The sequence below is a fragment of the Janthinobacterium sp. RA13 genome, from assembly GCF_000745325.1.
Lineage (GTDB): Bacteria > Pseudomonadota > Gammaproteobacteria > Burkholderiales > Burkholderiaceae_D > Janthinobacterium > Janthinobacterium rivuli.
The window spans coordinates 2,005,694-2,017,103 of record NZ_JQNP01000001.1; the positions used below are offsets into that span (position 1 = coordinate 2,005,694).

Below are 11,410 nucleotides of genomic sequence, written 5' to 3' on the forward strand. Positions count from 1 at the left end.
GTTTCCGCGCGACCATTACCCAACCCATCGATGCCAGCCCACCCGCTCCCTCCCTGCCACCGCGCTTCCAGCTCCCGCGCCAGCGCCTGGCTATGCGGCTGGCCGCTGCTGCTCGGCCTGCTGCTCGGCCTGCTGGGCCTGGCGGGCGCGGCGCAGGCGGATCCCTTACCCCTGAGCAAGCAAGGCATCCAGCATCTGGGTAACGGTGGACAACTGTTTCTCGCCGGCGGTGACGCCGCGCCTGCCGATGCGGCCGCCCTGCCCGCCTGGCTGGCGCGCCAGCGTCCGGCCGAACAGGTCGACCTGCTCGGCGGCGCCTACTGGCTGCATGCGCAGGTGCGCAACGACAGCAGCGAAACGGCCTGGGTCATCGACCCGAACGACACCCTGATCGACCTGGTCGACCTGCACGTGTATGGCCCCGGACCGCACACGGCGCCGCGGACCTTGCTGACGGGCTACCAGCGCCCGCACGAGTATTTGTTGCACTACGGCAGGAACGTGCAGCTGGCGCCGGGCGCCACGTATGACATCCTGATCCGCTTTTCCAGCCCGTATTACGCGCGCGCGCCCCTGTTCGGCGTGAAGACGCAGCAGGACTACCGCAAGCTGGTGGGCAAGGAAAACTTCCTGATGGTGGCCTCCATCGGCGCCCTGCTGGCGCTGGGCCTGTTCAATTTTTTCATCTTTTCCATCACCCTGGAAAAAGCCTCGGCCTATTACGCGCTGTACGTGCTGACCTATGGCCTGGCCTGGGCCATGACTTTCCACGTCTTTGCCGACCTGTTCGACTGGCATTGGCTGCAGCTCCATTACGTGCCGTTTTTCCTGCTGCCCGTCTTCAGCACCCTGTTCTACATGCATTTCCTGCGCCTGCGCGACTACTCGCCCCTGCTGTACCGCATCAGCAAGGTCAACCTGGTGCTGCCCTTGCTGCTGCTGCCCAGCTGCTTCTTCGCCCTGTCGTATGCGCACACCCTGGCCACCATCGCCATCAGCATCTGGATGCTGCTGGCGCTGATCTGCGGCATCGTCGTCTGGTGCCGCGGCTACCAGCCGGCGCGCTTCTTCGTGCTGGCCTTCGTCGCCCTGATGCTGCCCGGCTTTCTGATCCTGCCGGCCAACCTGGGCCTGATGCCGGCCATGGTGGCCAACGCCCAGCTGGTCACCCTGCTCGGCGGCACGTTTGATGGCTTGCTGCTGGCCTTTGCCCTGGCCGACCAGATCCGATTGCTGCGCAACAACCTGGAACAGCGGGTGCAGGAACGCACCCTGGCGCTCACCCTCAGCAACGACGCCCTGCTGAAGGCCAAGGAGCACGCGGAAGTGGTCAGCCGCCACCGCATCGATTTTCTGTCCGCCATGAGCCACGACATCCGCACGCCGCTGGCCGGCGTGATCGGCATGCTGAAATTCGCCCTGCGCGACCAGTCCGTGCGTGGCCGCACGCAGGAATACCTGCGCATCGGCCTGCACAATGGCGTGTCGCTCCTGACCATCCTCAACGACATCCTCGATTTCTCGAAGATCGACGCGGGCAAGCTGACCCTGGAAACCGTGGACTTCGACCTGCTGGCGCTGATCGGCGACGCGGCCGGCATCGTGCAGGGCCAGGCCGACGCCAAGAGCCTGCTGCTGCGCCGCGAACTGGCGCTGGACCTGCCGCGCTACGTGCGCGCCGACCCCACGCGCCTGCGGCAAATCCTCATCAACCTGCTGGGGAATGCGCTGAAATTCACGGCCAATGGCGAAGTGCTGCTGGAAGTGCGGCGCGCCCGCACGCCGCCGCGCCACGACGGGCGCAGCGAGATCGAATTCATCATCAGCGATACGGGTACCGGCATCGACGCGGACACCTTGCCGCGCCTGTTCCAGAAATTCGAGCAGGCCGACCACTCCACCACGCGCCGCTACGGCGGCACGGGCCTGGGCCTGGCCATCTGCAAGGAACTGGTCGAACTGATGCAAGGCACGATCGGCGTGGAAAGCCGGGTCGGCATCGGCTCACGCTTCCATTTCACCTTGCCGCTGACGCCGGGCAGCGCGCCGGCGGCCGACGCGCGCCGGCCGGCACGCCAGGCGCGCCACGCCTGCCGCCTGCGCATCCTGTGCGCCGAAGACGTGCGCACCAACCAGATCATCATCGGCACCCTGCTCGAAAGCATGGGGCATGCCGTGACCATCGTGGAAAACGGCGAGCAGGCGCTGCGCGCGCTGGGCACGGAACCCTACGATTGCGTGCTGATGGATGGCCGCATGCCGCTGATGGATGGCGAGCAGGCCGCGCGCCTGATCCGCGACGGCGGCAACGCGCAATTCCCCATTCCCGACGCGCACATCCCCATCCTCGCGCTGACGGCCAACGCCAGCGAACATGACCGGCAACGCTATCTGGCTTGCGGCATGGACGATTTCCTCAGCAAACCCGTCGACGAAGCGCTGCTGTTCGAAAAAATCGACGCCCTCATCGACCTGCTGCTGGCGCGCGGCCAAGCGCTGCCGCCGGCCGCGCCCGTCGAAGATGACGCCCTGGCGCGTCAGTTCGGCCTGGACGACGCCAACGACGAGCCGCCCGCACCGGCCGATCCCATGACGACGCCCGTGCACATTTTGCCGCTGGCAGGCCTGTCGCCGCAGCACTTGCAACGCATCGCGCAAGCGTTCCTGACGGAAGCGCCACGGCGCCTGGACCTGGCCTGCCACGCCGTACGCGATGGCAACGCCAGCGCCGCCGCTGCCGCCTTCCACGCCTTGAAGGGCAGCGCCGGCTACCTGAGCCGCCCCACCCTGCACGGCCTGTGCCACCAGATGGAAACCCTGGCGTCGAACGGCCAGCTCGACAACGTGGAGCAGTTCCTGCCGCAGCTGCAGGCGGCGCTCGATTCGGCGCGGCGCGACCTGGAAGCTCAGCCCGCAGGCTGAGCCATCCAGCCCTGCGCCTGCAGCCACGCCAGCAGCAGTTGTGGCCAGGCGGCCGGTTCGCTGCCCGGCTTGCCCAGGCCCCAGCCATGGCCGCCGTGCTGGAACTGGTGCAGCTCGACGGGCACGCCCGCGCGGCGCAGGGCGGCCGCCATTAATGTACTGTTTTCGGGCGGCGACACGCGGTCGTCGAGGGCCTGCGCGATGAAGGTGGGCGGCGTGCGCGCCTCGACGTGCAATTCCACCGACAAGGCGTCGCGCGCCGCCTGCGCGGGATGGGCGCCCAGCAGCTGCTTTTTCGCATGCGTCGTGTCGAATGGACGCTGCATGGTCAGCACGGGGTACAGCAGCACGGCAAAATCGGGCCGCGCGGAGACGCCATCCATCGCATCGACAGGCGCATAGCGGGGCGCGTCCGGCAGGACGGCCGTCATGCCGGCCAGGTGCGCGCCGGCGGAAAAACCCAGCATGCCGATGCGCGCCGGGTCGATGCCCCATTCGGCCGCGCGCGCACGGATCACGCGCATGGCCCGCTGGCCATCCTGGAATGGCGCGGCCACCCCACCGCCTTCGCGTGGCAAACGGTACACGAGTTCAAACGCCGTGACGCCGTGCGCCTGCAGCCAGTTGGCGGCGGGGCCGCTCTCCTTGCCCGCCTCGATATGCGCATAGCCGCCGCCGCTGACCACGAGCATGGCGATACCGTTCGGCTGCGCCGGGCGGTGCGCGATCAGATACGGTTGTTCCACCTGCGTGATGGAGCCTTTGGCGCTGTCGTGCTGCGGCCCCGGCGCCGCGCCACCGGGCGGCGCGCCGGGCCACAGGAATAGTGCGCCGGGTGGCGCGGCGCCCGCGTGCAGGTGGAGCAGGACCAGGCATACCAGCATCAGGCGTTTCATGCCTTGAAATCCGTCTCGCCCTGGATCACGGCCGGATAGCCCGTCATGGCGCGCGACGTCTGCATGCCCGCCATCACGGCCGCCTCGACGCAGCCCGCGTTGAGGCCCGTCTTGATCCAGTCGCCCGTCAGGAACAGGTTGGAAAAGCCCGACTGGTCGGTGGCCAGCCGGTACTGGGTGCTGCCCACCACCGACATCACGTAACGCTCGGACGGGTCGACGTTGGCGCGCCAGTACTGGCTGTCGAAGCGGGCCGGCCCCGCCCCCTCTTTTGCGTCGACCAGCCATTGCCACGGAAACGCGCCCGGCGCGCCCGCCTCGGGCCACAGCGCGCCGATCTCGCGCTCCAGCTGGTGCACGGCGCCCTGCTTCGCCCTGGCCGCGCAGCGGGCCGGGAAATCCGTGTCGGTGACGGGCGGGTAGCTGTCGACGGGGAAGGCGCTGCAAAAGTAGGAGACGTTTTTCGGCTCCAGCCCCGCCGGCCAGTCTTCGTGCGCCAATAACTGGTCCATCGGCGCCCATGTGTCGTATGGCTCCGTGAAGGCCGACAGCACCGGTTGCTGGCCCTTCGGCTGCGTGGTCCAGCCCATCTGCGCCAGGTTCTTGTTGAGCCAGACCTGATAGGCCTGCGTGGCGACGGTTTTTACCTTGTCGGCCGCCAGTTGCAGGGCCGGGCTTTGCGCCAGCAATTGCGGACACAGGGCTTGCAGCGAGCCGATGGAAATGCCGAACACCACCTTGTCGAAATCGACGCCCTTCTTCAAGACCGTGGCGGGCAGCGCGCGGCCGAACGCCTGCTGGTACTGCTGCGGCCAGCCGCTCCAGTACGATTCCAGGTTGACGTCCTGCGCCTGCAGCAGCGCGGCCTGGGCCGGTTCGATTTGCGTGTAGTCGGGCGCGCTGGGCCAGCAGGCCAGGCCTTTCACGTCCACCAGCGGCGCGTAGCCGGCGGCGGAGTCCTTCAATTGCACCTGCTGCGTGATGCGGATGCTGGCTATGTCGCCCGCGCCCGGCACCAGTTCTTCCACACGCTGGAAGAATTTGAATTCCACGCCCCTTTTCTTCAGCACTTCGTACAGCGGCGTGAAAATCGTGTCGCCCATGCCGGCCTGCATCTTGAACATGATGCCGCCCTTGTAGGCCAGGCCGATGCGCGCCATCGAGCGCAAGAGCGTCCCCGCCTCGATGTTCGGCTTGGAGAAATCGCCGCCCTCGTAGGCAAACACCAGGTCGTAAAAGCCGCGCACGGGCGCCGAGTTGACGCTGAACTGCTCGTCGCCGCCATGTTTTCGCAGCCAGGCACGGAAGTCGATGTCGTTGATGACGTCAAAGCCGTGCTTGAACACGCCATCCTCGAACATGCCCTTCATGACCGTGATGCCCAGGTCCAGGCAAATGAACAGGCGGCGCAATTCATCGTCGCCATCGATCAGGGCACGGTAGCGCAGGCGCAGCCACGCGCGAATGCCGTTCAGGGTGCTGGCCAGCAGCTGGTGGCGCGCCTGGTCGTGGCGCGTGGAGTCGGGCGCCAGGTCCGCCACCAAGGCCGCCAGGGCGCCCACGGACAAGCCCACGTCCAGCCCCAGTTCATCGGCCTGCCCCACCACTTCATCGGCCAGGCGGCGCAGCCAGCCCGGCCACACGCCCTCTCCCTGCGAGGCGCTGGCGCTGGCACTGGCACGCTCGATGCGCGCGTCGGCGTCCGCCACTTGCCGGATCTGGCGTATCCACTGCTCGATCCAGCCCACCATGGCGATGGCCATCTGCCACAGGGTGACGTCTTCGCCGCCCTCGCCCGGCTCGCCCGGCAAGGTGGGAAAGACGATGGACCAGTTGCGCCACTTGCCCTTGACGTCTTCCGACAAGGCCACGTAATCGTGTTGCTTGAAAGCGTCGCGCCAGGTGGCCAGCGGCGCACCGGGCGGACGCTCCAGGCTGGCATACGCTTCCTTGATCATCTTGAAAGCGTTCGCGTAGAAGCCGAACCAGATGTGCAAGCCGTGCTCCTCGATGCGCTGGCCCACTTGCGCATTGCGCCCGCTGGCGCCCTTGCCGCCCAGGCGCCAGCCCAGCTGGTAGACGGTGATGGCGTGCCGGTTTTGCCAGCCCGGCTGGTTCGTCAAATAATACGCGGTGGTCATGGCCGCCACGCCGCCGCCGAGGATGGCGATCTTTTCCGGTGCGATGCGGGAATTGTCGACCAGTTCCTCGCCCGGCATGGCCGTGAAATCGAAGTTCACATTGAACGGCAAAATCGCCGCCTGCGGCCCCAGTTGCAATCCCAGGGTCTGGTCCAGCGGGAAGCTGTCGAACGCGTGCAAGGTACATTCGTATTCATAGCCGAGCAGGCGCGCGCTGTGCAGGCGGTTGATCTCGGCCGGCGCGGCCACGAGGGCCTGGTACACGGCTTTCACGCCCGCGCTGTCGGGGAATTGTTTAAGGAAAATCTGGTCGATGCGCGGGTTGCGCAGCAAGGACAGAATATCGGCCCAACCGGCCTGGTCCATGTCGAAGAAATCCGGGATGGAGAGGAAAATCTGGAACGCCTGCTCGATGAGTTCCAGGAAACTGTTGACGGGTTTGTGCGGCCCCGTCTGCACGGTAGCGTTGACTTCCAGCAACGGGTGCAGCGCCAGTTTTGTTTCCGGCGAAAAATGCTGGAAGCCCTTGGCGGCCACGGAGCAGCGCAGCGGCTCGCTGCCGGCGGCGGGAATTTCGTAGTCGCACAGGTATTTCGGATAGCCAAACAGTTCGCGCCCGTTAATCAGGGCCATCGCGTCATCGACGAAAATATGGCACGGGTACCAATAGACATGCGCGAGCTTGCCCTGTTCATCCATCTGGCCGACCATGATCCAGGTGACGATGTCGACTTCCGTGATCCAGCCCTTGGCCTGGTCAACGGGATTGGCGGAGTCCGCATGGTTGACACGCGTAAAGGTCAGCATCACATACGGCGACAGGGCTTTCAGGGTCATCTTGCTGCCCGCCACCTGGTTCAGGGTGGTATTCACGGTCGCTTGCAGTTTCGCCAGGTCGCCCCGGACGAAATAGCCGTACATTTCCGACTGTTTCAATTGCAGTGGCGAATGCATCATCACCGAACCGCCCTGATAGATATACGAAGGTCTTGCCGAAGGTGTCGCCGTCATTGCCCTGTCCCCTTTAAGTTTCAGTCAAACAAGATTTCTACAGTGTATTTGAGAAAGATCAATGAATGATATGAAATAAATTAAAGGATTTGCCAAGATGCATAGGCTCATCCGGAAAGCTGCCTGCGCACGTCGGCCGGGGCAAGTCCATGCCATCGGGTGTACGATGAAGCATCTTGAGCGTTACGAGCACCATGCCATGGCAATGATTACCACCGACTACGTTTCCACTTATTCAGGCAACCGTTTTTATCCCTTACGCCCGCATATCGACAAGGTCGCCATCGAGGACATCGCCCACGGCCTCGCTTACCAGTGCCGCTTCAATGGACAGACGCAAGTGTTTTACTCGGTCGCCCAGCACAGCCTGATCGTCGCCGAACTGGTGCCCCCCCATTTGCGCCTGGCCGCCCTGCTGCACGACGCGGCCGAAGCCTACCTGGGCGACATGGTGAAACCCTTGAAAGTGCTGCTGCCGGAGTTTGCCGTGTTGGAAGACAAGGTCAGCGCCATCATCGCCGCCACCTATGGCCTGGACTTTTCCGATTACGCGCCCATCAAGCAGGCCGACCTGATCGCGCTGGCGACAGAAAAGCGCGACCTGATGCCGCACTCGGCCGAGCGCTGGGCTTACCTTGACGGCATCGCCCCCTTGCCCGGTATAATCGAAGCCATGGGTCCGGCCGAAGCCAAGCAGCGCTTCCTGCACGCGTTTGCCCGGTTGAGCGGACTTGGCCTCGCCGCATGAATGCTGGCACCTTGCCGCACGAACGGGCGCTAAGCCCCGGTTTTTGCACGGCTTTTTTAGATATCCACAGCAACTGTGGATAAAGTTGTTGATAAGCCCCTCTTGACAAGCTGCAACACCAGTACTGATGCGGGTTTCAACAATTTGCTGATTTCACAGGCAATTTTTTACCCCAATGAAATCAATGACTTGCAATCATGAATTTGCGCTTGAGCAAACTTACTCTGCCACCATGAAAATATATTTTTCTGTGCATAAGCATTCCTGGCGACACGGCGTCTTGCTTGAACCGCATTGTTTTGACAAACCCCGCAGACTGGCATAGTGTGGAGTAGCGAGCACGATCAACGGTGGATAAACGCATGAACATGGATAGTGATAGCGCCGCCAAGGGGGCGGACGAACCGGACTGGCTGGTCGATGAGCCGCTGGAACGGACAGACGCGACGGCAGAGCCTGCCACCGCGGCGCCATGGCGCGTGCTGATCGTTGATGACGATGTCGACGTGCATGTGGTCACCAAGTTCGCCCTCAGCCAGGCCAGCTTCCAGGGGCGCCGGCTGAGCTTTTTGCACGCGTATTCAGGTGCCGAGGCCCTCAGCTTGCTGCGCGGCACGCCCGATATCGCCGTCGTGCTGCTCGATGTGATCATGGAAACCCAGGATGCCGGCCTGCAAGTGGCGCGCCAGGTCCGCGAAGAATTGCACAACAGCGCCGTGCGCATCATCCTGCGCACGGGCCAGCCCGGCCAGGCGCTCGAGCATCGCATCATCATCGACTACGACATCAACGATTTCTGGTGCAAGACCGACCTCACCACGCGCAAGTTGTTTACCACCGTGATCGCCTCGCTGCGCACCTACGCCACCTTGCGCGAAGCGGAGCAGCAGGTCGCCGAACTGGCCGCCGCCCTGGCCCAGTGCGGCAACACGCCAGCGGCGCCGGCCGGCGGCACGCCCTGAGCATCGGCCGCTACTTTCAGTCATAAAAAACAAGAACACTGGATAGGCATACAGGCTTGCGGCATGCCCCATTTTGGCCCCTTTTTCCCGCCGATGGCGTGTGCTGAGCGGCGCTAATTTCCTAAGTGGCGGATTGTTAAGCGCTTTTTCAGATATCCACACGGACTGTGGATATCTTTGTGGATAAGGGCCTATTGACAGCCTTCAAAGCCACAGCCCATGCGGCTTTCAATAAACTGCCCAATCAAACAGCAAAAATAAAATCCATTAAAATCAAACACTTATAAACTCACACATAATCACGGGAAAATTATTTCGTCAATTTCGTTATCCCATCATTTGTGCATAACTGAGCCGTAATGATCAAACCGACAACACGAGGCTAACGCTACCGGCAACACAGTTGCCGTGCGGATATTCAATGCAGGCTCTGGCGGCGCTGCTCCGGGTGCAGCAGCACCCGCTCGATCAGTTCGGGGGCGACATTGTATGACTTCAGGTATTCCAGCGCGCACAAGGTGCTGAAGGCGGCCTGCACGGCAATGCCCAGATTGACGATATCGCACATCTTCTGGTCGACGCGCACATGGCGCACCACTGGTATGGCAGGCATATGCAGCGTTTCTGTGGAATGAGGCATGATGGACAACTCCTGCGAAGGGGACGGAGGGGGAGACGGCGTAGCGGTGCGAACCGCGACAGCGCGGAAAGGGACAGTGCTCGTGTTGCCGCTAAAAGTATTGCCGATAAACTCTCGATGTCAATGGCAGGGAAACATGAGCCACGGTTTTTTTCTTGCAGGCACAAGCGCTGCCGAAAGCGATGGACAAGCGCGAACGGCCACGGCGATAATCAGCTATGCCCTCACCCTCCTCCCTTCCGCCCGACCAGCCCCGTCCGCAACCCGCTTCGCTTGCCGACCTGTTCTTCTCGTTCACCTGGCTGGCCCTGCAAGGCTTTGGCGGCGTGCTGGCCGTGATCCAGCGCGAGATGGTCGAGCGCAAGCGCTGGCTGACGCAGGAAGAATTCCTGGAAGACTGGGCCGTGGCGCAAATCATGCCCGGGCCAAATGTCGTCAACCTGTCGCTGATGATGGGCGGGCGCTATTTCGGCTTGAAGGGCGCGCTGACGGCGCTGGCCGGCATGCTGGCCGCGCCCCTCATCATCGTGCTGGTGCTGGGTGTGCTGTACACGCGCTTTGGCGACAATCCGCAGATGGCGGGCGCCTTGCGCGGCATGGCGGCCGTGTCGGCCGGCATGATCGCCGCCACGGGCGTGAAACTGGCGACCGCGCTGACCAAGCATCCGCTGCCCCTGTGGCTGACCTTGTCCATCACCGTGCTGGGCGTGCTGATGGTGGCGATCTTGCGCTGGCCCCTGCTGTACATCCTGCTGGGCCTGGGCGGCATCGGCTGCCTGCTCACCTATCGAAAGCTGTCAGCATGAATCCGCCCTTGCAACTGGTGTTGAGCACGGGCGACTGGCTGAACCTGTTCGGCCACTACCTGATGCTGTCGCTGATGTCGATCGGCGGCGCCATTTCCACCACTTCCGAAATGCACCGCTTCCTCGTCGAACAGCATGGCTGGCTGACGCAGGCGCAATTCAACGAGTCGATCGCCATCGCCCAGGCCGCGCCGGGCCCGAACGTGCTGTTCGTCGCCCTGATGGGCTGGAACGTGGGCATGAACGCGGGCAGCTACACGGCCGCCTACCTGGGCGTGTTCATCACCATGGTGGGCATCATGCTGCCCAGCACCACCCTCACCTACGTGGCGGCCCAGTGGGGCTACCGCAACCGCGACCTGCTCCCCGTGCGCGCCTTCAAGCAAGGCATGGCGCCCATCGTCGTCGCCCTCCTGATTTCCACGGGCATGATTTTGGGCGGCGCCAACCATGACATCCGCACCGACTGGCCCCTGTGGAGCCTGTCCATCGTGGCTGGCCTCATCATCTGGCGCACGAAGATCCATTTGCTGTGGCTGCTGGCGGCAGGGGCCGTGCTAGGCTGGTTCCAGCTCGTCTGACCTTACACGGCCAGGTGCCGCTTCACGTCGTCGCCATCCATCTGCGCCGCCGGTCCGCTGGCGACGACGCTGCCGCGCGACAGGACGATGAATTCGTCGGCCAGCTCGCGGGCGAAATCAAAATACTGTTCGCACAGCACGATGGCCATGTCGCCGCGCTGTTTCAACAAGGAAATGACGCGGCCGATATCCTTGATGACGGAGGGCTGAATACCCTCCGTCGGCTCGTCGAAGATGATTAATTGCGGCTCGGCCAGCAGGGCGCGGGCGATGGCCAGCTGCTGCTGTTGCCCACCAGACAAATCTCCGCCGCGCCGCTGCAGCATCTCTTTGAGCACCGGAAACAGTTCATACACGTGGGGATCGATGCGCGACGCTTGCCTGCCCCGCTTGCTCGCCATACCCATCAGCAAGTTTTCCTCGACCGTCAGGCGCACAAAGATGTCGCGCCCCTGCGGCACGTAGGCGATGCCCAGCTTGGCCCGCGCATGCGGCGTCAGTTTCGTGATGTCGCGCCCCTGGAACACCACCGTGCCCTGCGCCACGGGCAGCACGCCCATCAGGCATTTCAACAAGGTCGTCTTGCCCACGCCATTCCTGCCCAGCAAGGCCAGGCATTCGCCCTTGCGCGCCGACAGGTTGATGCCGCGCAAGGTGTGCGAGGAACCATAGTATTGATTCAATTGCTCGACTTCCAGCATAT

Annotated in this window: 9 protein-coding genes; 5 read left to right on the top strand and 4 right to left on the bottom strand. The window is 63.6% G+C overall.

The features are described 5' to 3' along the window. The first annotated feature begins 30 nt into the window (after nucleotides 1-30). Nucleotides 31-2,922: a hybrid sensor histidine kinase/response regulator gene (locus FG13_RS08760; protein ID WP_235211702.1), complete on the top strand. Its 2,892-nt coding sequence runs from the start codon at nucleotides 31-33 to the stop codon at nucleotides 2,920-2,922. Here FG13_RS08760 and FG13_RS08765 read toward each other — a convergent pair. Beyond that, complete coding sequence (locus tag FG13_RS08765; protein WP_081922494.1) at nucleotides 2,907-3,818, bottom strand: alpha/beta hydrolase; 912 nt, start codon at nucleotides 3,816-3,818, stop codon at nucleotides 2,907-2,909. The genes FG13_RS08760 and FG13_RS08765 overlap by 16 nt on opposite strands. Then, the gene (locus FG13_RS08770; RefSeq protein ID WP_081922495.1) at nucleotides 3,815-6,916 is read right to left on the bottom strand and encodes an NAD(P)-binding protein; all 3,102 of its coding nucleotides are present in this window, start codon (nucleotides 6,914-6,916) and stop codon (nucleotides 3,815-3,817) included. The genes FG13_RS08765 and FG13_RS08770 overlap by 4 nt, the downstream gene beginning before the upstream one ends. A gap of 253 nt (nucleotides 6,917-7,169) precedes the next feature. Between FG13_RS08770 and FG13_RS08775 the strand changes: the two genes are divergently transcribed. Beyond that, the gene (locus FG13_RS08775) at nucleotides 7,170-7,718 is read left to right on the top strand and encodes a phosphohydrolase (RefSeq protein ID WP_051958793.1); all 549 of its coding nucleotides are present in this window, start codon (nucleotides 7,170-7,172) and stop codon (nucleotides 7,716-7,718) included. A gap of 362 nt (nucleotides 7,719-8,080) precedes the next feature. Then, nucleotides 8,081-8,680, top strand: coding sequence for a hypothetical protein (locus FG13_RS08780; protein WP_235211703.1), 600 nt, complete (start codon nucleotides 8,081-8,083; stop codon nucleotides 8,678-8,680). Between the two features lie 418 nt (nucleotides 8,681-9,098). Here the strand turns inward: FG13_RS08780 and FG13_RS08785 are convergent, their stop codons facing one another. Next, a complete protein-coding gene (locus FG13_RS08785; protein WP_035827717.1) occupies nucleotides 9,099-9,293 on the bottom strand; it encodes a hypothetical protein in 195 nt (64 codons plus the stop codon). 245 nt (nucleotides 9,294-9,538) lie between these two features. On the opposite strand from FG13_RS08785, the gene FG13_RS08790 reads away from it, so the two are divergent. Further along, nucleotides 9,539-10,126: a chromate transporter gene (locus FG13_RS08790; RefSeq protein ID WP_035820133.1), complete on the top strand. Its 588-nt coding sequence runs from the start codon at nucleotides 9,539-9,541 to the stop codon at nucleotides 10,124-10,126. Continuing rightward, the gene (locus FG13_RS08795) at nucleotides 10,123-10,707 is read left to right on the top strand and encodes a chromate transporter (protein WP_035820135.1); all 585 of its coding nucleotides are present in this window, start codon (nucleotides 10,123-10,125) and stop codon (nucleotides 10,705-10,707) included. The genes FG13_RS08790 and FG13_RS08795 overlap by 4 nt, the downstream gene beginning before the upstream one ends. A gap of 2 nt (nucleotides 10,708-10,709) precedes the next feature. Here FG13_RS08795 and urtE read toward each other — a convergent pair whose 3' ends face one another. Further along, the gene (gene urtE / locus FG13_RS08800; protein WP_035820137.1) at nucleotides 10,710-11,408 is read right to left on the bottom strand and encodes an urea ABC transporter ATP-binding subunit UrtE; all 699 of its coding nucleotides are present in this window, start codon (nucleotides 11,406-11,408) and stop codon (nucleotides 10,710-10,712) included. Between the last annotated feature and the right edge of the window lie 2 nt (nucleotides 11,409-11,410).

What these genes read in the sequence shown, in the direction of transcription:
- FG13_RS08780 (WP_235211703.1), top strand. Translation starts at nt 8,081, where the DNA reads ATGAACATGGATAGTGATAGCGCCGCCAAGGGGGCGGACGAACCGGAC.
- FG13_RS08790 (WP_035820133.1), top strand. Translation starts at nt 9,539, where the DNA reads ATGCCCTCACCCTCCTCCCTTCCGCCCGACCAGCCCCGTCCGCAACCC.
- FG13_RS08785 (WP_035827717.1), bottom strand. Translation starts at nt 9,293, where the DNA reads ATGCCTGCCATACCAGTGGTGCGCCATGTGCGCGTCGACCAGAAGATG.
- FG13_RS08795 (WP_035820135.1), top strand. Translation starts at nt 10,123, where the DNA reads ATGAATCCGCCCTTGCAACTGGTGTTGAGCACGGGCGACTGGCTGAAC.
- FG13_RS08770 (WP_081922495.1), bottom strand. Translation starts at nt 6,916, where the DNA reads ATGATGCATTCGCCACTGCAATTGAAACAGTCGGAAATGTACGGCTAT.
- FG13_RS08765 (WP_081922494.1), bottom strand. Translation starts at nt 3,818, where the DNA reads ATGAAACGCCTGATGCTGGTATGCCTGGTCCTGCTCCACCTGCACGCG.
- urtE (WP_035820137.1), bottom strand. Translation starts at nt 11,408, where the DNA reads ATGCTGGAAGTCGAGCAATTGAATCAATACTATGGTTCCTCGCACACC.
- FG13_RS08775 (WP_051958793.1), top strand. Translation starts at nt 7,170, where the DNA reads ATGGCAATGATTACCACCGACTACGTTTCCACTTATTCAGGCAACCGT.
- FG13_RS08760 (WP_235211702.1), top strand. Translation starts at nt 31, where the DNA reads ATGCCAGCCCACCCGCTCCCTCCCTGCCACCGCGCTTCCAGCTCCCGC.